This window comes from Oricola cellulosilytica (assembly GCF_019966575.1).
GTDB classification, from domain to species: domain Bacteria; phylum Pseudomonadota; class Alphaproteobacteria; order Rhizobiales; family Rhizobiaceae; genus Oricola; species Oricola cellulosilytica.
This window is the reverse complement of the sequence record NZ_JAINFK010000004.1, coordinates 14,393-36,302: the sequence shown is the minus strand read 5'-3', so window position 1 is coordinate 36,302 and position 21,910 is coordinate 14,393. Positions and strand designations below refer to the sequence as shown.

The window sequence follows — 21,910 nt, the reverse complement described above, 5'->3', positions numbered from 1 at the left end:
CTCGCGCCGCCCTGTCCGCGTGACGCGAATTGTCGTTGGAGGTAAGCGGCGGGGAATACTCTTCGCTTGCCTTCACGAAGATGATCGGCAAGGTGGAGGCGAAGGGGATGCTGTCTTGCTCGATTTCGCAATAACCTGGGACTGGATAGTCTTCGCAGTCCGCTGGTTGCACGTGATCACCGCGATCGCGTGGATCGGCTCGTCATTCTATTTCATTGCGCTCGACCTAGGTTTGCGGCAGGCCGCCGGCTTGCCGGAAGGCGCACACGGCGAGGAATGGCAGGTCCATGGCGGAGGATTCTATCATGTCCGCAAATATCTCGTGGCCCCTGCCGAGATGCCGGAGCATCTGACCTGGTTCAAGTGGGAATCCTACGCGACGTGGCTGTCGGGCTTCCTGCTGCTCGGGATGATCTATTATGTCAGCGCCGATCTCTATCTCGTCGACCGTAACGTGTTAGACGTGTCGGCCTGGGTCGCGATCCTGATCTCGCTGGCTTCCCTGACGATCGGGTGGCTCGTCTACGATCTGCTGTGCAAGTCGCCGCTTGGCGCGAGTGACACCGGACTGATGCTCCTCCTTTATCTCCTGCTCGTGATCATGGCTTGGGGGTACACCCAAATATTCACGGGCCGCGCGGCCTTCCTTCATCTCGGTGCATTCACCGCGACCATCATGAGCGCTAACGTGTTCATGATCATCATTCCGAACCAGAAGAAGGTCGTCACCGCGCTGATCGCCGGAAACAGGCCGGACCCGGCCCTCGGAAAACAGGCCAAGCAGCGATCGCTCCATAACAACTACCTTACGCTGCCCGTCATCTTTCTGATGCTCTCCAGCCACTATCCCCTGGCCTTCGCGACGCCGTACAATTGGGTAATCGCCTCGCTCGTGTTCATTATGGGCGTTCTCATTCGGCACTATTTCAACACCAAGCATGCCCGGAAGGGTGAGCCCCACTGGGTCTGGCTGGCAAGCGCCATCGTTTTCGTCATCATCATCTGGCTGTCCACGAACCCGATCCGCCCAACCGATGAAACCGCTGAACTCCCCTCTCCAGCAGCGCAAGGGATGATGGCGTCGGCGGGTTTCGCCGAAGCCCGGGATGTCGTTCTGTCACGGTGCTCGATGTGCCATGCGTCCCAACCGGTCTGGGAGGGGATATACTGGGCGCCGAAGAACGTCCGGCTGGAGACCGATGTCCAGATCGCCGAGCACGCCCGCGAGATCTATCTGCAGGCGGGAGTGAGCCACGCGATGCCGCCCGGCAACCTTACATCGATCACAGCGGCGGAGCGCCTGACGCTCGCGCGCTGGTACGAGGCCCGCGGCGGTACGTGATGTCAGCAGAAGTTTTTCGGGGGAGATTACTCTGGTTCGAACGCGAGCCGGCTGGCAGCGAGGATGAAGATGCTTATCACTACCTCGAAGACGGCGCGATCGCTGTTGCCGACGGCCGTATCGTCTGGTCGGGAGACTGGCCGGACTTGCCGTCTGCCTGGCGCGATGCGCCGGTGCGTGACCACCGGCCGCATCTCATCGTCCCCGGCTTCATCGATTGCCATCTGCATTTCCCGCAGGGGCAGGTCGTCGCTTCCTATGCCGGAAGTCTGCTTGAGTGGTTGAACACCTACACCTTTGTCGAGGAACAGAAATACGGCGACCCCGATCACGCCGGGCGCATGGCGAAAGCGTTTCTCGACATGCTTCTTTCGCACGGCACCACAACGGCGGTTGCATTCGGCTCAGTCCACAGGACATCGGCGGAGGCCCTCCTGGGCGAAGCGGTGAAGCGCAACATGCGGATTGTCACCGGCAAGGTGATGATGGACCGCAACGCGCCCGATGCCCTGACTGACACCGCACAATCCGGATATGAAGACACCAAGGCGCTGATCGCCGAATGGCACGGCACGGGCCGGGTCGAGGTGGCGATTACGCCCCGTTTCGCCCTGACCTCCACGGAGGCGCAGATGGAGGCGGCTGGTACGCTTGCCAGAGAGCATCCCGAATGTCTGATGCAGACGCACCTGTCGGAAAATCGCGCCGAGATCGAGGTCGTCGCGGGTCTGTTTCCCTGGTCAAAGGACTACACGGATGTTTATGACCGATACGGCCTGCTAAGCCCGAAAAGCCTGTTCGGGCATTGTATCCACCAGAGCGAACGCGAGATCGCGCGCATGGCGGAAAGCCGGTCGGTCGCTGTGTTCTGCCCGACCTCGAACCTCTTCCTTGGCAGCGGGTTGTACGACCTCGACAAGATGAAGGCGGTCCATCCGGCTGTGCGTCATGCCATCGCGACCGACATCGGCGGCGGCACGTCGTGGTCGATGCTGCGCACGCTTGACGAGGGCTACAAAGTGCTGAACCTGCAGGGCCAACGCTATCACCCACTCCGGTCATTCTATCAGGCGACGCTCGGCAACGCGAAAGCGATCGGCATGGATGACAGGATAGGAAAGCTCGCTTCCGGCTATGAGGCCGATTTCATCGTCCTCGACAGCCGCGGCACGCCCGCAATGGCGCTGCGGGCCGAAACGGTCTCGACCCTTGCCGAGGAACTCTTCCTGCTGCAGACGATGGGCGATGACCGGTCTGTGCGCGCGGCGATCGTGTCGGGCGCAACGGCTTCGGAAAATCACGTCACGCGGTAGCCGGTCTCCTCGGACGACCGGCAAAGAACATGCCAGAACGAACGTGCGAATGAACGGAACACGATGATGTCGAAGGCATCCGCGCCGCTTCTCTGAATTGCCGCATGGATGTCGTGATGTGAGGTCGAAACGCCGTGTCCGACCGGCCACACCCGTTCGGAAAAATCGATCGCGAAGAGCTTCGAGAGCACCCACCGGCTTCTGGGGCCGTCGATCCGTATGACCGTCCGGCCATGGCTGAGATCGGTCAGCGTGCCGGCCGTCCCCGTCTGCCCGGCCAGTTCGGCGGCCAGCTCCGCTTTTTCTCCGCTGACGAGCCACCGCCCGGGCGCCGTATTGAATGCGGAGCCATTCTCACCCGCAGCGCCGGAACCGGGCGCGCCTTCCAGCTTCAGGTTCATGACCGATGCAACGGCCGAGCGGATTTTTTCCTCGTCGCCGCGCCACGCGGCCAACTCAACGATAGTCAATCCGAAGCGCTCCGAAAGGGTGACCCCGGGGTCATTGTCCGCGAGTGTGCCGAAATCTCCCGGCTGATAATGGCCGGTCAGCGGTGATTCCGCGCGATCCCGCAGCACCGGATCGGCAACGAAGCTTGGATGCTCAGCCATGCATGCGTTTCCCTTCCGGATCGTAGAAATGGTGCCTTACGATCTCTATGGGAATGTGTGTTCCGGAGCGGGCGGGATCGGTGGCCCAAGCGCGCGAACCGATCCGTCCCGGGCCGTTTTCGACAAGCGCCAGCCCGATATATTTCCCCATGGCCGGCGAGTAGCACATCGCTGTCAGATGGCCGAGACTGCGGCCTGGATCTTCGCGGTCCGCTCCGTTCACGACATGGCTTCCGCCGCGCAGTCTTTCGCCCGAGAGCGAGACGACGCCGACCAGCGACCAGCGGGACGGGTCCATCAAACCTTCGCGGTCGAGCATCGCCGAGCCGACGAACGGCTTCTTCGACGAAATCATCCAATTGAGATGCAGATCGTGAGCCGTCGTGCGTCCGTCGATTTCTGCTCCCGTGATGTGGCCTTTCTCGATGCGCAGCGTGCCGAGCGCCTCGAGCCCGTAAGGTTCGATGCCGAATTTCTCGCCGGCCTCCATCAGCGCGTCCCAAACGTGCTGACCGTGATGCGCGCCGCAGTAGACCTCGTAGGCGCGCTCCCCGGAAAAGGACAGGCGGCAGATCATCACCGGCACACCGGCCACCGCCCCACGAACGATCCCCATGAACGGAAGCGTCGCGTGATCGACCGCTGCTCCCTCGACGCAGGCGGCGAGAACGTCGCGGGCATTCGGTCCCGCAATGGCGGCTGCCGCCCACTGGTCGGTGACGGATGTCAGGTGCACACGCAAATCCGGCCAGATGCAGTCGAGATAGAACTCCATATGCTGCATCACCCTGGCCGCGTTCGCGGTGGTCGTCGTCATGAGGAAGCGTTCTTCGGCAAGGCGCCAGGTGGTGCCGTCATCCATGGCGAAGCCATCTTCGCGCAGCATCAGGCCGTAGCGGGCCTTGCCGACCGGAAGCTTGGCGAAGCCATTGGTGTAGATCCGGTTGAGAAACTCCGCCGCGTCGGGACCCTGAACGTCAATCTTGCCGAGGGTCGAAACATCAACAATACCAACGCTTTCGCGAACGTTTCTCGCTTCTCGGATGTAGGCCTGCTCGACCGTCTCGCCGGGCCTGTTGTAGCTTTCCGACCGCATCCACAGCCCTGCGGGATACATGTGCGCGCCCTTTTCCGCGTGCCAGTCGTGCATCGGCGTCAGCCGGTGCGGTCGCAGATCGCCGTAGCGTTCGGCGGCCAGTGCGCCGAGGGAGACAGGCGTGAACGGCGGGCGGAAGCGCGTGGTCCCGACCTGCGGGATGGGCGCGGCGAGCGCTTCGGCCATGATCGCCATGCCGGAAATGTTGGAGGTCTTTCCCTGATCCGTCGCCATGCCGAGCGTGGTGTAACGCTTCAGATGTTCGACCGAACTGAAACCCTCGCGATGTGCAAGGCGGACATCGTCGGCGGTCACATCGTGCTGGAGATCGACGAACGCCTTGCCGCCTGTCGAGACGATCTCGAACACCGGCGCGGGCGGATCGAGACCTTCTCCCGCAGCCGAACCGGCGGCCGTCCACCGGCCGTCGCCTTCGGGCGGCACGAAGGCCTGCAACTGTTCGTCCCAGACCGGCCGGGCGCCAGCCTGCGAGGCTAAATGGAGCACCGGCGACCAGCCGCCGGAAACGAGCAGCGCGTCACATGTGAGGGCCCGTCCCGAACCCGGAAGGATACCGGTGCGATGGTCGAAGGGCTGGGCGAATACCGACGAGACCTCCGGTCGGCCCTCGGTTTTCACCACCGCATGGCCGGCGATGACCTCGATGCCGGCCGTTTCGGCGTCGGCGCGGGCATCACCCTCGACCTCGGCGCGCACGTCGATGATGGCGGGGACATCGGCGCCAAGCTCTTTCAGACGCATGGCGACGCGGTAGGCGCTGTCATTGTTGGTGAACAGCACCATGCGCTTGCCGGTCAGAACACCGAATTCCTCCGCAAACCGCATCGCGGCGTCGGCGAGCATCACGCCGGGCCGGTCATTGCCGGGAAAAACCATCGGGCGCTCCAGCGCGCCGGTGGCGATCACCACCTGACCGGCACGGATGACCCAGTGACGGTGGCGCGGCGCGGGCGTGCCGCGCTTCGGCAAATGGTCGGTGACGCGTTCGAGCGCCGCGACCGTGTTGCCGTCATAATAGCCCCAGGCGGTCGTTCGCGTCAGGAGCCGGACATTTTCCATCTCGCCGAGTTCGCCGATCAGTGTTCGGGCCTCGTCGGACTGCGTCTCGTCGCCGCGCCAGTTCGTGCATCCGCCCGCAACCGGCATGGTTTCGCAGACGATTACCGTCTTACCGGTGGTTGCCGCGTCGCGCGCCCCCCGCAGTCCGGCGAGGCCGGAGCCAACCACCAGCACGTCGCAAAACGCGTTCATCCGCTCGTAGCGGGCGGGATCGGGCGTGGTTCCGGCCCTTCCCAGCCCGGCGGCGCGGCGGATGAAGGTCTCGCAGAACATCCAGAACCGGGTGCCCTTCAGAGGTCCGATCACGGGGCCCATGAAGGTCTTGTAGTAGAAGCCCGCACCCAGCAGCTTTCCGGTGAACTGGTTGATGGCCATGACATCGAAGCGCAGCGACGGAAAGCGGTTCTGGCTTTCGGCGACGAGGCCCTCGAAAATCTCGAGTTCCGTGGCGCGGATATTGGGCTCGCGCGCACCGTCGGTCAGCACCGTCACCAGCGCGTTCGGTTCGTCGTAACCCGCCGTCAGAAGGCCACGCGGCCGGTGGTACTTGAACGACCGCCCCAGAACCCTGATACCGTTGGCCAGGAGCGCCGATGCAAGCGTATCACCGCCATGGCCGTAATACCGCTTCCCGTCGAAGGTGAAATGCACCCGGACGTCCCGGCCGATCCGGCCGCCGGTCGGGAGGCGATGCGACGTCATTTCCGCTCCCCGGCGAAGCGCACATCGGTAATCGCGTGTGTCAGCGTGTTCCGGGAGACCACGACATGACGTCGGCATCCGCCGGAATGCTGCCAGTATTCGCGGTGGTCGCCCGCCGGGTTGGTGCGGTCGTAAACATAGGCGTTCCAGGCATCCCGGTCGGTCGAGGCCGGGTCGGGGCGTGTGAGCGTTGCGTCCCCGTGATAAGAGAACTCGGCCAGATCGCGCGGGCCGCAATGCGGGCATTTGATGATCATGCCGTCGGCCTCAGTGCTTCCATGGCGTCGCGCCCTGACCCTTTTCGTCGATGACATAGCCGCGGTGGAACCGGTCCAGCGTGAATGCTGCGCTCAACTCATGCGGCTCGTCGCGGGCGATTGTATGGGCAAAGCACCATCCGGAAGCGGGCGTTGCCTTGAAACCGCCATAGCACCAGCCGCAATTCAGATACATGCCCGTCAACGGTCCGGTCGTGATGATCGGCGTACCGTCCATGCTCATGTCCATGATGCCGCCCCACGAGCGCAGCAATCTGACCTTCGCGGCAGCCGGGAACAGCGCCACGGTCTCCGACATCACCTCTTCCACGACCGGGAGATTTCCGTGCTGCGCGTAGCTGTTATAGCCGTCAATATCGCCGCCGAAGACCAGCCCGCCTTTGTCCGACTGGGAGATGTAGAGATGCCCACCGCCGAACGTGACCACCGTGTCCAGAAACGGCTTCAGCGCCTCCGACACGAAAGCCTGCAAGACGTGACTTTCGATCGGCAGCTTTTCTATGCCCGCCAATTTCATCATATGGCTGGTCGATCCTGCCACGCAGACCGCGATTTTCCTGGCCCGGATCTCTCCGCGTGATGTTGCGACCCCGGTCACTTTGTCCCCGTCGCGTAGGAAACCGGTCACTTCGCAATTCTCTAGAATGTCCACGCCGCGCCGGTCGGCGGCACGGGCATAGCCCCACGCCACCGCATCGTGCCTGGCCGTGCCCGCGCGCGGTTGTACCAGCCCGCCCAGCACGGGAAACCGCGCCGATGCGGACAGGTCCAGACCGGGCACGCGGCGGGCGAGATCGCGCGGCGTGAGCATGCGCGCGTCGACGCCCATCAGACGCATCGAATTGCCGCGCCGCGCCGTATCGTCGAGTTGCGCCGGGGTGTGACACAGATTGATGATGCCGCGCTGGGAAAACATCACGTTGTAGTTCAGTTCGTGGCTCAAATTTTCCCAGAGCTTCATCGAATGCTCGTAGAAGGGGGTGTTGCCATTCAGCAGATAGTTCGAGCGCACGATGGTGGTGTTGCGGCCGATATTGCCGGAGCCGAGCCAACCCTTTTCGCAGATGGCGACATTGGTGATGCCGTGATTGACAGCGAGATAGTAGGCAGTGGCGAGACCGTGCCCGCCGCCACCAATGATGACAACGTCGTATTGCTGCTTCGGCTCGGGCTTGCGCCATGCCTGTTTCCAGCCGGTGTTGCCGGTCAGGCCGTTCTTGAATACCTGAAAGGCAGAATATTCCGCCATTGGGTCGTTCTCCGATCGCAGGTACCTTAGCGGGCGGCGGGCAGGATTTCATTGCAGAAATGCGTCCCGCATTTTCATCTGGACGACCGCAGACGATTGCGCGCCGGGGGAGCGGGTTCGCTCGCTGGCCGGTGGGTGCGGAATCGCTAAAACTTTATGGAGGCCGTTAATCTCCCGTCAACCAGAACCGTAAATTTTCTCTGCCATTTCCGTGGTTTGCCAAGCACTTTCACGATTTATCTCCTGCCTTGAAGTAACTTCGCCGCGGGTGTCCGCGAGAGGCGGGCCGATTGCCGGGGAATGGAGTCGCACCAGTGGATGCACGCGTTGACAAGGGCGCAGCGGTTCTCGCCGTCGACCTCGACGGGACGCTGATCGCGACCGACCTGCTGTGGGAATGCCTCTTCACGCTGATCCGGCAGAACCCGCTCTGTCTTCTTCTTCTGCCGCTATGGCTCGCGCGCGGCAAACCCCGCTTCAAGCATGAGATTTTCTCGCGTGTTGATCCCGCGCCCGAAACGTTGCCGTATCGCGAGAGCGTTGTTGCACGTCTGCGCGACGAACATGTCGCCGGCCGGCGGATCGTTCTCGCCACGGCCAGCTGCAGGCGTCACGCCGAGGCCATCGCTGAGCATCTCGGTTTCTTCACTTCCGTGATCGGCTCGGATGCGAAGAACAATCTCAAGTCGAAGGCGAAGGTCGTTGCCCTGAAGGCGGCGTATGGCGATTGCGGGTTCGATTACATGGGCAACAGCCGCGACGATATCGCGGTGTTTGAAACGGCGCGGCGCGCCATCGCCGTGGCGCCGGACCGTGCGGCTGCCGGTTGGGCCCGCGCCCATAATGCAGAGATGCTGGAGCCGCCTGAGCCGGTTTCGCTGAAGACCGTTGCCAAGATGCTGCGTGTGCATCAGTGGTCGAAGAACATCCTGATCGCCGTGCCCGCCGTTCTCGATCACAAGATCCTCGAGCCGACCGTGATTCTGCAACTGGCCGGAGCATTTTTTGCGTTCAGTTTTCTTGCCTCGGCGTTCTACATCGTCAACGATCTCTTCGACCTGGCCGCCGATCGCGGTCATCCCAGCAAATCGAAACGGCCGTTGGCGGCGGGCGTCGTCGCCCCTGCATTCGGAGTCAGAACTGCGCTTGTGCTGATTGTCGCCTCGTTGGCAATTGGCACACTGTTGCCTCCCGCCTTCCTTCTCGTTCTTGCGGGTTATACAGTCGCGACCTTCTCCTACTCGCTCAAGATCAAGCGCTGGCTGCTGATCGACGTGCTCGTGCTTGCCAGTCTCTACACTGTGCGCGTCATCGCCGGGTCTGCGGCAACCGACATTCCTCCGTCTCCCTGGCTGCTGGCGTTCTCCATCTTCTTCTTCCTGTCGCTTGCGCTGGTGAAGCGCTTTGTCGAACTGGATCAAGCAGGAATTCCGGAAAAGGAGCGGCTGAACGGGCGGGGGTATCGGCCCGAAGACAAGGAGACGATCTCCCAGGCGGGCATCGGGTCCGGATTCGCGGCAGTTGTGGTTCTCGCGCTGTATTTGGAGAGCAGTCATGTACACGAGATATATGAGTTTCCGTGGGTGTTGTGGCTGCTCTGTCCGTTGGTGCTCTATATCATCCTCCGGATCTGGATCCTGGCGCGCCGGCGTGAGTTTTGTGATGATCCGGTCGTCTTTATTGCATCCGATTGGCGCAGCCAGTTGATGGTCGCGTTGGGGGGTGTTCTGATCTTGGCCGCAACACCGTTTCCCTATGCGCTCTTCACATGACAGCTTCGGGCGGCTGAAGCGCCGCGCCCGCAAGGCGTTTGACGCCGCCGGTGCGCCCGGTCGCATCGATCATGCGGGAATCGGGGGCGTGCTGCCGTTCGGCAACGGGCGCAGCTACGGCGACAGCTGTCACAATGATGCGGGAATGCTCGCCGATTTTCGCGGCAGCAATCGGATCGTTGCATTCGACCCGGACGGCGGCATCATGGAAGCCGAAGCTGGCGTCATGCTGCATGAGATCATTGATCACGCTGCGCCTTACGGCTGGTTCCTGCCGGTAACGCCGGGAACACGCTTTGTGACTCTTGGCGGCGCGGTAGCCAACGATGTTCACGGAAAGAACCATCATCGGCGCGGGACATTTGGATGCCATGTGACGGCGGTCGAGCTGAGGCGCTCGGGAGCCGGACCGGTGTGGCTCGACCGTGACGACGAGACCGGAATGTTTTCGGCGACCATCGGCGGGATGGGGCTCACCGGTCTCATCTTGCGCGTGCGGTTAAAGTTGATGAAGATCGGTTCTCTCGATGTCGTCGAGACGGTGACGCCATTCGCTAGGCTCAGCGAATATTTCGACCAGGCCGAGCAAGCCGATGCGGCGAATGAATATGCCGTCGCGTGGCTGGATCAGCTTGCAGGTGGCGGCGAGACCCGCGGCGTTCTCCTGACCGCGAACCATGCCGAAAACGGCAATTTCGATTCGGGATCGCATCGCCCCGGTCTTTCCGTGCCGTTCGACCTGCCGTTCAATGCGCTCAATCCGCTCAGCCTGCGTCTGTTCAACGGCGCCTTTTATCGTGCCAAGGCACAAAAGGCCGGGCGTCAGCGTGTAAGCGGTTATCAGGGATACTTCTATCCGCTTGACGCGGTGCGCAACTGGAACCGGCTCTACGGGCCGCGTGGGCTGTTTCAGCACCAGAGCGCACTTCCCTTCGAAACGGCGCGAAACGCAATTCCGGAACTGCTCCGTGCGTCGCGGGCAGCCGGCGAGGCCTCCTTTCTCACCGTCCTGAAGCGGTTTGGTGATGTTCACTCCGGTGGCGTCATGTCGTTTCCAATTCCCGGATATACGCTGACCCTGGATTTTCCGAACCGCGGAGAGCGAACACTTGAACTTCTCGAGACGCTAGATCGGATTACGATCGATGCGGGCGGCCGGGTGAACCCTTACAAGGACGCCCGAATGAGTCCCCGAACATTCGTCCTATCATTTCCGCAATGGCGCGAGCTGGAAGCGAAGCGCGATCCCCACATCTGCTCCGATTTTTGGCGAAGAACTACGCTGAGTCTGTCGGAAAACGGGGTTGTGGACAATTTTAGCGACCGGCTTGAGCCGATCCTAACCGCCATGACCTAGCGTCCGCGACGGGAAAAGGTTCGGGACAACGATGAAATACATACCGTTCATTCTGTTCACGGTGCTCACCAACGCTGCCGCACAGCTCATGCTCAAACAGGGCATGATGACGCTCGGGCCGGCGATCACGGGGCAGGAAAATCTCATTATGAAGACCCTGCAAATCGTGTTTCAGCCGTGGGTGTTCTTCGGGTTGGCGACGTTCGTGATCTCCATGGCATCGCATATGTTCGTGCTGTCGAAGGTAGACTTATCCTTCGCGTATCCGTTTCTAAGCCTTGCCTATGTCGCGGTCGCGGTGATGGCGTGGTGGCTCTTCAAGGAAGATCTCGGCGCCTACAAGATGGCGGGGATCGCCTTCATCTGCGTCGGCACGATCCTGATTGCTCAAAGTGGCAGTCCGGTCCGCTCGCAAACCGCTCCCACTATCGAAACAGGTGAGTTGAAATCATGAGACATGTGCTCTTCGGAGGCGACGGATTCGTCGGACGTCAGTTGGCCAAGGATTTGGTCAGTCGTGGCGAGGAGGTGATCGTCGCCGACATAAACAAGGGTGACGAGCCGCATTATCGTGATGCTCGCTTCGTTCGGTGCGATGTGACCGACAAGGCCTCGGTGCGCGCCGTCGAGATGAAGGCCGACGACATGGTCTACAATCTGTCGGCGAAAATGCTGTCACCGATCCAGGTGCGGGCGAAGAGGCACGATTTTTTCTGGCCGGTCAATTATCACGGCACGGCGCATATTATGGAAGGTGTCGCGGACGCCGGGGGCGACAGGCTCGTGCATTTCACGACTGACATGATCTACGGTCACACCAAAACCTGGCCGATGACCGAAGAACATCCGGTCGAGCCGCTTGGCGAGTACGGTTTGTCAAAATGGAAGACGGAAGAACTTGCTCAGGAATGGCGCGGGAGAGGGATGCGGATCTCGATATTCCGGCCGCGCCTGATTATCGGACCAGGCCGGCTCGGCATCCTGTCGAAGCTCTTCAAGCTTATCGACCACAATTTGCCCGTGCCGATGATCGGATCAGGCAAGAATCCCTACCAGTTCATATCGGTGTTCGACTGCGCAAAGGCGGCGCGCCTCGCCTGGGAGCGGGATGTGCCGAATTCGGCCTACAATCTGGGCTCCGACAATCCGCCTCCGGTGCGCAACTTGCTGGGGGACCTGATCAACCATGCGGGGTCGAAATCCATCCTGATCCCGACGCCGGGTTTTGCAGTCAAGCGCACGCTCGATCTGCTGGACTTCCTGAACATGCCGTTGATGGATCCCGAACAGTATCTCATTGCCGACGAGGACTGCCTGCTCGATTGTACGCGCGCCAAGCGCGAACTCGGGTGGGTGCCGGATCACCGCGACGAGGACATGCTGATCGCCGCCTACCGGGAATATCGCCGCGGTCTCGAAGGCAATGACGCCGACCTTGCCGACGCAGCCCGCGTACCGGCAGAATAAGGAACGCAACCATGCTGGATTTTCTCAACCGAAAAAAAGCGCGCCCGGTTGTCGAAGCGCCGTCGGTCGCCATGCCGGAGCCGGTCCGGGACGGGCCGGTCAGCAAACCCGACCTTCTCTCGGTCGAGGACGCGAAGGCGCTCGACGTCGGCACCATGACCGATCTGTTCAAGGAACACCTCAATCCCGGCCAGTTTCATTTCATGAAGCTGCTCGGCTTTCACAAGGTGAAGATCGACCGCGCCGAAGGCATGTATTACGTTGATCAGGACGGGCGGAAAATCCTCGATTTCTTCGGCGGCTTCGGATCCCTGGCGGTCGGTCACAACCATCCCAGAATCCTCGAAACCCGCAAGAAGTTTCAAGATGAGAAGCGTCATGAGATCGCGATGGCGTTCATGTCGCAATACGCCTCGGCGCTGGCGCACAATCTCGCAAAATGCTCTCCGGGCGAGCTCGACATGGTGTTTCTCGGCTCTTCCGGCTCCGAAGCGATGGAAGCCGCTCTGAAGGTTGCCGAACGCGCCGCTGGCCCGAAGCGTCCGGTGGTCGTGTATGCGGAGAACTCATTCCACGGAAAGACAAAGGGTGTTCTGTCGATCACCGACGGACCGCTCTATCGCGGCGAGTTCAAGCTCCTCGAGAACGGAATCAAGGTGCCGTTCGGCGATATCGATGCCGTTGAAAATGCGTTCAAAGCGCATCCGGAAATCGGCGTCATCTGTCTGGAGACTGTTCAGGGGGGCGGTGGCATCATCTCCGCCGACACGGCGTATTGGCAGAAGCTGCGCAAGCTTTGCGATCAATACGGCGTCATCTGGGTCGCGGACGAGGTCCAGTGCGGGCTCGGCCGCACGGGGCGCTTCTATGCGTTCGAGCATCACGGTGTAGTTCCCGACGTCACCGCGCTGGCGAAATCGCTCGGCGGGGGCAAATGCGCCATGGCGGCGATGATCGCCAAGCGCGATATCTACATGAAGGCCTACGGCACCCCGAGAACCGCAATGATCCATGCGCAGGCGACGTTCGGCGGTATCGGCGAAGCTTGTGTCACCTCCATCGAGACGCTGAACGTGCTCTATGAAGAGAAGTTGATCGACAATGCCGCTGAAACCGGCGCCTATCTGATTTCCGAGTTGAAACGCCTCCAGGCCAAGTACCCGGCGATCATCAAGGAAGTGCGCGGGCAGGGTTTCATGGTCGGTCTGGAGTTCGAGGATTTCAGCCAGACGCTGCCTGCTGTCGTTCGCCCGATGGTGTCGATCCTCGATGACAAGCTCAAGGGATCGCTGTCGGGCTTCGTCGGCGCGCTGCTCCTGCGCGACTATAATGTGCTGGTGGCGTTCACCGAGTACAATCGCAATGTCATTCGCCTCGAACCGCCACTCATCTGCGGCCGGGAGCATGTCGACGAGTTCATCGCGGCGTTCGACGCCCTGCTTGGCCGCGGCATCGTTGCGATCGTCAAGGACTTCGTCAAAAGCCAGGTGGGGTAGCGTTCGTGAACGGTCTGGTTTCCATCGTTGACCGGATGGCCCTCGCTGGCGGCGAACGCGCGATCCGGGTGTGGTCGTCCCAGGCGGCGCGCTTCGGTCTGGCCGCGCTGGCATTGTTCACCTTGGCCGTCGCGGTGGTCGCTTACCTGTTCCCAATCACGAACTGGGATATCTTCGCCTATCTTGCCAGCGCCTATGAAACGCCGGGCATGAACGCGGAGGCGTTGCATCGTCACGCCTATGAGACCGTCCGCAATTCGGTGACTGACGGACGGTTCACCGTCCTTACCGAAGACCGGGAATACCGGATACGGCAGTACGCCGACCCGCAGGCCTTCGCGACGATGCTGGGCTTCTACAAGGTCAAGTGGCTCTATACCGCATCGATCGGATGGCTCTCGGAGTTGACGGAGCCGCTGAACGCGATCCGGCTGATTTCCGCATTGTCGGCGGCGGCGATCGGCGGGCTGTCGATTGTCTGGCTGTGGCGGGAACGAGCCCTGCATTTGGCACCGCTTGCGATCGCAGCACTGATGCTCGCGAATTTTGGCGAGATCGCCCGGCTCGGCACTCCCGACGCATTCTCCGCGGCATTCTTCCTCACGGGAATTCTTGCGTTTCTGCGAAAGAGCGAGATCGCGGCGGGCGTACTGCTGTTCCTGGCGTTTCTCGCCCGGCCGGATCACGCCGCCTATATCGGTGTGCTTCTCGCCGTATCGTTGCTGCTGCGTTCGTTTAGTTGGGGGGTGCTGGCAGCATTCGCCGGTGCGGTGATTGCTTATGTTCCGATCACCCAGGCGGCAGGCCATCCAGGCTGGTGGATACATATGTGGTTCACGCACATCGAGTTTGTTGAATCCCTCGAGGGATTCGATCCGCCATTTTCGCTCCTGGTCTACGGTCGGATCGTCGTTCAGGCGCTCGCACGTTCATTCATCGAAAACCAGTGGCCGGCGGTGCTCGTCGTGGGATGCGCGGGCTGGTGGCTGCTGTCCCGAAACCGGGTTGAGCTGGCCCGACGCGAGGTCATCATTCTGGTGACGACGTTGCTGGGCATCGCTGCCAAGTTCGCAGTCTTCCCCCTTTACGAAACGCGTTTCCATTTCGCCTATCTGGTGGCATTCAGCCTGGTGCTGATCGCAGCACTGGCCCGCCTGCCCAAAAGGTGCGCCACGGTCTGATTACGAGTCGGCCGCTGCCACGAACGCATCTTCCAGCTCCGGATGAACGTAGACCCTGTAGCAGGGCGTCAGCATGTGCCCGCGATGCGCGCTCAAAGCCTCCGCATAGATTTCGCGCAACTCCGCGACATTGGCGCTGTAGGGGCATTGCGGCTCAAGGACGAGATCGGCTTCGCGAACCGCCTGGCGTGTTTCTTCATCCAACGGCGGCACCGCTCGCCAGGGGTCGGCGCCGATCGCGATATGCCGGGGAGCCCGCTTGTCAAGCAGCCAGGGAAACGGATTCGTGAAATCCAGGGTCATCACGGTCTGGTAATCGAAGCCGGCGGCCTCGCGGCGTTTCAATTCGACGACCGCCTCGTCGGCGGTCTGCAGCAGACCCAACTGGAAATCGAAATCCGCAAACAGGAGGAAAGAGTGCAATTCGCCCGATTTGGCGAGCGCGGTCATCGCTTTGGGATAGGCAAGATAGCTGGCGCGCATGCGCTTACGCCTTTCAAAAACGCGCGGTTCCGCGGTGATAGCACCGAGCGTGCCGAGATGCTGATGCGCCAACGGCGTTTGGCGCGCCATGCGCACTAATGCCCGGGACGAGTGGTGGACCGTGTTCACGAGGGGCGGCAGAACCGCAGAGGCTGCCAGCAGAGCGACTGCGAACATGACTGTCGGGCGACCGGCATATGTCATCAGCTTCCGCGACAACATGATGATGACCGGCCAGACGAAGATCAGCTCCTGGCTGCCGGTGTTCTGACTCTCGAAGAACCATGCGGCAAGCAGCGCCACGGCGAGCCAAAGAAAGTGGCGGTCGAGCAGTTTCTTTAGTGACTCGAAGCTCCGGTCGCGGCCGAGCTTTCTTGCATCCGCCAGGATGGCCGGCCAGTCCGCGAGGAAAAGAACGCCGCCGAGACCGATGATCGCAAGCGTGGGCCCCGCCGTTCGTGATGCCGCCTGGACCAGCCGTAGCGCGAGGCCGTCCTGATTCAAGGAAATCAGGAGGGCGATGTCGCGCAGATAGGCCGAGATCATGCCCGTGGCCGCCTCCACCGCGCCCACAACCGCGAGGAATGCGACCGCGCAGGTTGCGGCTGTCCTGACCGAGACACGTCCGGTCAGCAGGGCGAAGAGGCAGAGCAGTCCGCCCGACAGAAAGCCGGTGATTTTCACGCCGAACAGAGCGAACATCGCGCCGGTTACGATCACCGCCAAAAGCCGTTGGTCGCGCATCGCGATCAGTGCCGCCATAAGCACATAGAGCAACTGGCTCGACTGGCGGTTGTAGATGCCGAAGCCATCGGCGCCGGCAAACGGGTAGTAGACGCTCGTGTTGAAGGGCAGAAACGAATAGATCAGGAAGGGAACCACGAGCAACGTCGCAATCATCCGCGAGCGCCGCGACACTTCCCATGCGACCACCGCCATCAGCGGCAGGGTGACGATAAGGACCGACCAACTGGCGATCAGCACCGGGTGTCCATTGGGGAAGATGGCGAAGAAAAGTGCGGCGAGATAATAGCCGAGCGGACCGGCAGGAATGAAGAAGTCAACAGCCGGGATCTGGCCGGACCAGATCCGGTTGGTCGCGTCGAGGTAGAGGCTGGTGTCCCAATACATCGGTCCGATAGGAAGAACGACCGGCAGCCAGAGCAACGTGGCGACGGCCAGCGCAGTGAGCGCGATGAGCGTCACTGCCGGATTGATGTGTGTCGATGTGTCGGCGGTCTGCGCCCCTGTCGTCGCCAATTCAGGCCTCGTGGCTGATTTGAGATGCTGCGGACAAGGTACGGGAGCATGTTTACCGCGCCGTTAAGCGATGAGCGGGTCGGTCGCTCCGATCCGGTGGACAAGCCAGTGCCCGACCTGCACTTTGCGGAAGTGGTCGCGGGGCGCTTTCCCGATGTCGCAAACAGGCTGTAACCATGGCGTTTCGCGGCCCTATTGTCTGGCCGCAACAGCACCTCGGAGTCGCGGGCAATGGCAAAATTTCCGGAACAGGCGAAGGTCGTCATCATCGGCCTCGGCGGCATCGTGGGGGCCTCGGTCGCCCATCACCTGATCGAGCGCGGCTGGGACGACATTGTCGGCATCGACAAATCCTCTATTCCGACGGACATCGGCTCGACCTCCCACGCCTCCGACTTCTGCTACGCGACGAGCCACGATTTCCTGTCCTGCTGGACGACGCTTTACTCGATCGACTTCTTCGAAAAACGCGGCCGTTACGCAAAGGTGGGCGGTCTGGAGGTCGCGCGGGTCGGCGATGACGCGCGCATGGACGAGATCAGGCGCAAGGTGGCGTCGGGCAAGGCATTCGGCACCCGTGCGCACCTGGTCACCCCGGCTGAGATCAAGGAGAAGTTTCCGTTGATCGAGGAGGAAATGGTGCAGGGCGGCCTGTGGGATCCGGATGCGGGCCTCGTCAAGCCGCGCTCGCAGACGGTTTCCGGCGAGCTGGTCGACGAGGCGGTTGCCAGCGGCAAACTCAAGGCCTTCGCCAACACGCCGGCGCAGGATCTGATCATCGCGGACGGCCGCATCCGGGGCGTGAAGACGCATCGCGGCACGATCATGGCCGATTACGTTGTGGTTTGCGCCGGGCTGTGGGGACGCCTGATCGCGGAGATGGCGGGCGAGGACCTGCCTGTGATGCCGGTCGACCACCCGCTCACTTTCTTCGGGCCGTACAACGAGTTTGCCGGAACCGGGAAGGATATCGGATATCCGCTGCTCCGCGATCAGGGCAATTCCGCCTACATGCGCGATACGGGCGATCCGAGCACGCCTGAAGGCGGGCAGATCGAGTGGGGTTATTACGAGGAGACCAATCCGCGGCTCTGTCATCCGCGCGATATTCTCGACAAGAACGAGGCCCGGCTGTCGCCCTCACAGCGCGATCTCGACATGGAGCAGATCATCGAGCCGCTGGAGCGCGCGATGGAACTGACGCCGATCCTCGGCGAGCTCGGCTACAACGAGAGCCATTCCTTCAACGGCCTGTTGCAGGTGACGACAGACGGTGGACCATCGATGGGTGAGAGTCGGAAGGTGAGGGGGCTCTGGTACGCCGTCGCCATCTGGGTCAAGGACGGCCCGGGCATGGGCAAGCTCATCGCCGACTGGATGACCGACGGGCGCACCGGAATCGATCATCACGCCATCGACTATGCCCGCTTCTATCCGCACCAGACGGAAGAACAGTATATCCGTGACCGCTGCACCGAGACGGCGATGAAGATCTACAATCCGGCCGTCCATCCGCGCGAGCCCTTTTCAAAGGCGCGTGACGTTCGTCGTTCGCCCTTCTGGGAGCGCGAGAAGGAACTCGGTGGGCATTTCATGGAGCTTGGGGGCTGGGAGCGTGCGCATGGCTACGCCGCCAACGAGCATCTTCTGGAAATGCACGGCAACCGCGTGCCCGTGCGCGAAAACGAGTGGGACAACCGGCATTTCTGGCGGGTCTCCAATGCCGAACACCTCGAAATGAGCGAGAATGTCGGCATCGTGAACCTTTCGCATTTCGCGATCTACGATGTCGAGGGGCCCGATCACGTCGCGCTGATGGAATGGCTCTGCGCCGCTAGGATCGGTGGCGATGCAAATGTCGGAAAAGGCATCTACACGCACTTCCTCGACGACGAGGGCATGGTTCGAGCCGACCTGACCGTGATCCGTATGGAAGACCGCTGCCGCGTGATCGACGGGGCGGACGCCGGTCCGCGCGATTTCCACTACATGCGCCGCACAGCCGAGGAAAAGGGCTTCGACGTCACGGTGACCGACGTCACCGACCAATACGTCACAATCGGCATATGGGGGCCGAATGCCCGTTCGACACTGCAGCAGGCCGTCGAAGATCCGGACGCGCTGACCCACGAGAACTTCCCCTTCGCGTCGCTGAAGCCGGTCAGAATCGCCGGAAAGGACGTGACCGCCTTCCGCCTTTCCTATGTGGGCGAGCAGGGCTGGGAACTGCACATGAAATACGAGGATGGCCTCGCGGTGTGGGACGTGCTGCGCGAAACGGGCGTGATGGCCTTCGGCGTCGAGACCTACGCCAATTCGCGCCGGATGGAGAAGAGCCTGCGTCTGCAGAATGCCGACCTCTTGACCGAATACAATCTCTACGAGGCCGATCTGGCGCGCCCGAAGGTCAAGGAGGCCGATTTCCGCGGCAAGGCAAAGCATCTGGAATATCGCGCCCGCGAGCACCAGCCGGCCATGCTCTGCACGCTGGTGATGACCGACAACACCGACGCGAACGGCGTGGCGCGCTATCCGGTCGGCATCATGCCGGTGATGGATCCGGAGACCGGCGAAACGCTGGTAGACGAACTCGGGCGCCGCTCGTTCACGACGTCCGTCGCTTACGGGCCGACCATCGGCAAGAATATTGCGCTCGCCTATCTCCCGTGGAACTACTGTCAGGAAGGGCGCAAGCTGTCTGTCGAGTATTTCGGCGAAACCTATCCGGTCGAAGTCGCCGGTGTTGGCTACAAGCCGCTCTACGACCCGGAGAACCTCAAGCCGCGGAGCTGATCGCTCCGACAGAAGACGCGAGGGTCACATTCGCGAGAGGAGCCGCCTCCAGAGGAACACTTTCGCTCCGCAGCCGTTGGCGACCGACGAGTACCGAAGGAGATTATGTATATGGCTCATAGCCACACCACCCCCATGCCCGGCGAAAAGGCACCGGCCCTGCAGTTCGACCGCATTGAAGGCGAGAAATTCGATCTTCGCGACTCTCATCCGGAGAACTTCACGGTCATCGCCTTCTACCGCGGCGTACACTGCCCGATCTGCAAGAAGCAGCTGGAGGCGCTCAACGGAAAAATAGGCGATTTCCGCGAGAAAGGTATCGACATCGTCGCCGTCTCCATGGATTCTGTGGATCGCGCCGAACGGCAGAAATCCGAATGGGATATCCCGAATCTCAATATCGGATATGGCCTACCTATCGAGAGCGCCCGCGATTACGGCTTGTTCATCTCGGCCAAGGCAAAAGACGCCGAGCCCGAACGGTTTTCTGAGCCGGGTATCGCCGTTATCAAGCCAGACGGCACGCTTTATGCCCTCTATATCCAGAACACACCGTTCGGCCGTATCAGCTTCGATGAACTGATGTCGGGTCTCGAGTTCATCACGAAAAACGACTACCCGATTCGCGGAACTTCGAAAGACGACGACTTCACGAAAGTTGCCGCTGAGTAGATGTAGAAGGCGGCCCTCATTCGAGGGCCGTCTTTCTTCGGTTTTTCAAATGGATAAAGTGTCTTGTTGCCGTGTAGCCTCAATTTCTTGCAAAATTGAGTGATGCCTCATTCGGCGTAGTGGCGTATTCTCGCCTTTGTGCGCAAAGATCTGCTCTTCACTTTCGCGACTGCCGCCGCTCTTGTGGGCGAGCCGCCTTCTTCAATGTCGCAGCAAGCGGTCGATGTCGCGCTGGTTTTGGCGGTCGATGTCTCCCTGTCGATGTCGGCGGAAGAACTGCAAATTCAACGTGAGGGATATGCGACCGCCATCAGCAGCCCCGAGGTGGTAAACGCCATCCGGCAGGGCGGGCATGGGCGCATAGCTGTCACCATGTTCGAATGGGCAGCCGACAGCCATGCCCGCGAAGTGCTCGGCTGGACGGTGATTGAAACCAGGGACGATGCCGAACGTATCGCCGCAAGTCTCGTTGACTCGATGAGCTATGGGCAGCGGCGCACGTCGATTTCGGGTGCGATCGTTCATGCCTCGAGTCTTCTTCAAGAATTGCCCTTTGCCGCGCAAAGGTACGTGATCGACATATCCGGTGACGGGCCGAACAATCAGGGCGCTCCGGTTGTCTGGGCGCGCGACGAAGCGCTGAGGAAGGGCTTTACGATCAACGGCCTGCCGCTCATGACGAGGAGCGGGCCGGGCGAAGCGTTCAATATCAGCGATCTCGATACCTACTATTCACGTTGCGTCATCGGCGGGCCGGGCAGTTTCATGATTCCGGTCAACGACTGGGATCAATTTGCCGAGGCCGTGCGGCGCAAACTGGTGCTGGAGATCGGTGAATTGAGCTCGCCCGGCTTGCCCGTCGTGAAGGTGCAGTTCGAGCAGGACGCTTATGATTGCCTCATCGGTGAAAAGATATGGCAGCAGCGTTTGTGGCAGTACGACGATTCTGCGCGGTGACGATGTGGCGCGCAGCGTTTGTTTTTCTTCTGTCCGCAGTCGGATCCGCCAGCGCGCAGGAACGCGTCGACGCGGAACTGGTGATCGCCGTCGACGTGTCCGATTCGATGGGGCTCGCCGAATTGCGTCACCAGCGGCGCGGCTACGTGGCCGCCTTTCGGTCGCCGGAAGTTGTTTCGGCCATACGCGAGGGGAGGCTTGGCCGGGTCGCGGTTACCTATGTCGAATGGGCACGCGACGACCGCAAGAGAGTCATCGTGCCGTGGACGATCGTTGAGGATGAGGAGACGGCCGGCGCAGTCGCCACGCAGCTGGAGATAGCGCGGGTTCGCAACATGCGGCGCACCTCGATCAGCGGGGCGATCCGATTTGGAATCGAGGCTCTCGCAAGCAACCGGATAGAAGCCGACCGCCAGGTGATCGACATATCCGGCGACGGGCCGAACAACCAGGGCGAGCCGGTCTCGTCCGCGCGCGACCTGGCCGTGGCCCGGGGCATCACGATCAACGGTCTGCCGCTTCTCGTGCAGCCCTGGTATCCCGGCCTGCGGCTGGGCGCACCTGGTCTCGACCTCTACTACGAGCAATGCGTCATCGGCGGCCCCAATTCCTTCATGGTGCCGGTCCGGTCATGGGAGGAGTTTCCCGCAGCGGTGCGCCACAAACTCGTCATCGAACTGGCGGGCCGTCCGCCGGAAGACGTGGTGGTTCGCGCCGATCTGAAGATCGGGCCGGACGTCGATTGCCTGATCGGCGAGCGGGCGCGACGGGATTTCGAAAGCCGGTATCCCGGCTGACGTG

Annotated in this window: 17 protein-coding genes; 12 read left to right on the top strand and 5 right to left on the bottom strand. The window is 61.5% G+C overall.

The window, feature by feature from the left end:
* Window positions 1–115 precede the first annotated feature (115 nt).
* Together LC298_RS10135 and guaD are read left to right on the top strand one after the other, a co-directional pair.
* A complete protein-coding gene (locus LC298_RS10135; RefSeq protein ID WP_131566626.1) occupies window positions 116–1,342 on the top strand; it encodes a urate hydroxylase PuuD in 1,227 nt (408 codons plus the stop codon).
* Window positions 1,342–2,655, top strand: a complete 1,314-nt coding sequence (gene guaD, locus LC298_RS10130) for a guanine deaminase (RefSeq protein WP_131566623.1) — start codon at window positions 1,342–1,344, stop codon at window positions 2,653–2,655. Before LC298_RS10135 ends, guaD begins: the two co-directional genes overlap by 1 nt.
* On the opposite strand, the gene LC298_RS10125 is transcribed toward guaD, so the two are convergent.
* Genes LC298_RS10125 through LC298_RS10110 form a run of 4 tightly spaced genes read right to left on the bottom strand, consistent with a single transcriptional unit; the run spans window position 2,640 to window position 7,671 of the window.
* The gene (locus LC298_RS10125; protein WP_131566620.1) at window positions 2,640–3,266 is read right to left on the bottom strand and encodes a sarcosine oxidase subunit gamma; all 627 of its coding nucleotides are present in this window, start codon (window positions 3,264–3,266) and stop codon (window positions 2,640–2,642) included. The genes guaD and LC298_RS10125 overlap by 16 nt on opposite strands.
* The gene (locus tag LC298_RS10120; protein WP_131566618.1) at window positions 3,259–6,144 is read right to left on the bottom strand and encodes a 2Fe-2S iron-sulfur cluster-binding protein; all 2,886 of its coding nucleotides are present in this window, start codon (window positions 6,142–6,144) and stop codon (window positions 3,259–3,261) included. The genes LC298_RS10125 and LC298_RS10120 overlap by 8 nt, the downstream gene beginning before the upstream one ends.
* Window positions 6,141–6,401 carry a sarcosine oxidase subunit delta gene (locus LC298_RS10115; protein WP_131566615.1) on the bottom strand — a complete coding sequence of 87 codons (261 nt, stop codon included), beginning with the start codon at window positions 6,399–6,401 and terminating at the stop codon, window positions 6,141–6,143. The genes LC298_RS10120 and LC298_RS10115 overlap by 4 nt, the downstream gene beginning before the upstream one ends.
* A 10-nt stretch (window positions 6,402–6,411) precedes the next feature.
* A complete protein-coding gene (locus LC298_RS10110; RefSeq protein ID WP_131566612.1) occupies window positions 6,412–7,671 on the bottom strand; it encodes a sarcosine oxidase subunit beta family protein in 1,260 nt (419 codons plus the stop codon).
* A 314-nt stretch (window positions 7,672–7,985) separates the two neighbouring features.
* On the opposite strand from LC298_RS10110, the gene LC298_RS10105 reads away from it, so the two are divergent.
* The 6 genes from LC298_RS10105 to LC298_RS10080 are packed head-to-tail and all read left to right on the top strand — an operon-like array spanning window position 7,986 to window position 14,944.
* Window positions 7,986–9,443: a UbiA family prenyltransferase gene (locus LC298_RS10105; protein WP_131566608.1), complete on the top strand. Its 1,458-nt coding sequence runs from the start codon at window positions 7,986–7,988 to the stop codon at window positions 9,441–9,443.
* A complete protein-coding gene (locus LC298_RS10100; protein WP_131566605.1) occupies window positions 9,427–10,800 on the top strand; it encodes an FAD-binding oxidoreductase in 1,374 nt (457 codons plus the stop codon). The genes LC298_RS10105 and LC298_RS10100 overlap by 17 nt, the downstream gene beginning before the upstream one ends.
* Window positions 10,801–10,831: 31 nt before the next feature.
* Window positions 10,832–11,254 (top strand): EamA family transporter, encoded by a 423-nt coding sequence (locus LC298_RS10095; RefSeq protein WP_131566602.1) that lies wholly within the window; start codon window positions 10,832–10,834, stop codon window positions 11,252–11,254.
* Window positions 11,251–12,267, top strand: a complete 1,017-nt coding sequence (locus LC298_RS10090; protein ID WP_131566599.1) for an NAD-dependent epimerase/dehydratase family protein — start codon at window positions 11,251–11,253, stop codon at window positions 12,265–12,267. The genes LC298_RS10095 and LC298_RS10090 overlap by 4 nt, the downstream gene beginning before the upstream one ends.
* 11 nt (window positions 12,268–12,278) lie before the next feature.
* Window positions 12,279–13,763 (top strand): aspartate aminotransferase family protein, encoded by a 1,485-nt coding sequence (locus LC298_RS10085; protein WP_131566597.1) that lies wholly within the window; start codon window positions 12,279–12,281, stop codon window positions 13,761–13,763.
* Between the two features lie 5 nt (window positions 13,764–13,768).
* Window positions 13,769–14,944, top strand: a complete 1,176-nt coding sequence (locus LC298_RS10080; RefSeq protein WP_131566594.1) for a hypothetical protein — start codon at window positions 13,769–13,771, stop codon at window positions 14,942–14,944.
* On the opposite strand, the gene LC298_RS10075 is transcribed toward LC298_RS10080, so the two are convergent.
* Complete coding sequence (locus LC298_RS10075; RefSeq protein ID WP_131566591.1) at window positions 14,945–16,687, bottom strand: hypothetical protein; 1,743 nt, start codon at window positions 16,685–16,687, stop codon at window positions 14,945–14,947.
* Between the two features lie 231 nt (window positions 16,688–16,918).
* Between LC298_RS10075 and LC298_RS10070 the strand changes: the two genes are divergently transcribed.
* The 4 genes from LC298_RS10070 to LC298_RS10055 all read left to right on the top strand — a co-directional run bounded on the left by LC298_RS10070 (window position 16,919) and on the right by LC298_RS10055 (window position 21,906).
* Complete coding sequence (locus LC298_RS10070) at window positions 16,919–19,480, top strand: GcvT family protein (RefSeq protein WP_131566588.1); 2,562 nt, start codon at window positions 16,919–16,921, stop codon at window positions 19,478–19,480.
* A gap of 111 nt (window positions 19,481–19,591) precedes the next feature.
* Window positions 19,592–20,152 (top strand): peroxiredoxin-like family protein, encoded by a 561-nt coding sequence (locus tag LC298_RS10065; protein WP_131566585.1) that lies wholly within the window; start codon window positions 19,592–19,594, stop codon window positions 20,150–20,152.
* A gap of 183 nt (window positions 20,153–20,335) precedes the next feature.
* Window positions 20,336–21,109 (top strand): DUF1194 domain-containing protein, encoded by a 774-nt coding sequence (locus LC298_RS10060; RefSeq protein WP_223385627.1) that lies wholly within the window; start codon window positions 20,336–20,338, stop codon window positions 21,107–21,109.
* On the top strand, window positions 21,067–21,906 hold the full coding sequence (locus LC298_RS10055) for a DUF1194 domain-containing protein (RefSeq protein ID WP_199223218.1): 840 nt from the start codon (window positions 21,067–21,069) through the stop codon (window positions 21,904–21,906). The genes LC298_RS10060 and LC298_RS10055 overlap by 43 nt, the downstream gene beginning before the upstream one ends.
* The last annotated feature ends 4 nt before the right edge of the window (window positions 21,907–21,910 follow it).

Bases quoted from the DNA above. Each gene is read 5' to 3' on its own strand.
- LC298_RS10115 (WP_131566615.1), bottom strand. From the start codon at position 6,401: ATGATCATCAAATGCCCGCATTGCGGCCCGCGCGATCTGGCCGAGTTC.
- LC298_RS10095 (WP_131566602.1), top strand. From the start codon at position 10,832: ATGAAATACATACCGTTCATTCTGTTCACGGTGCTCACCAACGCTGCC.
- LC298_RS10070 (WP_131566588.1), top strand. From the start codon at position 16,919: ATGGCAAAATTTCCGGAACAGGCGAAGGTCGTCATCATCGGCCTCGGC.
- LC298_RS10100 (WP_131566605.1), top strand. From the start codon at position 9,427: ATGCGCTCTTCACATGACAGCTTCGGGCGGCTGAAGCGCCGCGCCCGC.
- guaD (WP_131566623.1), top strand. From the start codon at position 1,342: ATGTCAGCAGAAGTTTTTCGGGGGAGATTACTCTGGTTCGAACGCGAG.
- LC298_RS10110 (WP_131566612.1), bottom strand. From the start codon at position 7,671: ATGGCGGAATATTCTGCCTTTCAGGTATTCAAGAACGGCCTGACCGGC.
- LC298_RS10125 (WP_131566620.1), bottom strand. From the start codon at position 3,266: ATGGCTGAGCATCCAAGCTTCGTTGCCGATCCGGTGCTGCGGGATCGC.
- LC298_RS10085 (WP_131566597.1), top strand. From the start codon at position 12,279: ATGCTGGATTTTCTCAACCGAAAAAAAGCGCGCCCGGTTGTCGAAGCG.
- LC298_RS10120 (WP_131566618.1), bottom strand. From the start codon at position 6,144: ATGACGTCGCATCGCCTCCCGACCGGCGGCCGGATCGGCCGGGACGTC.
- LC298_RS10090 (WP_131566599.1), top strand. From the start codon at position 11,251: ATGAGACATGTGCTCTTCGGAGGCGACGGATTCGTCGGACGTCAGTTG.
- LC298_RS10065 (WP_131566585.1), top strand. From the start codon at position 19,592: ATGGCTCATAGCCACACCACCCCCATGCCCGGCGAAAAGGCACCGGCC.
- LC298_RS10055 (WP_199223218.1), top strand. From the start codon at position 21,067: ATGGCAGCAGCGTTTGTGGCAGTACGACGATTCTGCGCGGTGACGATG.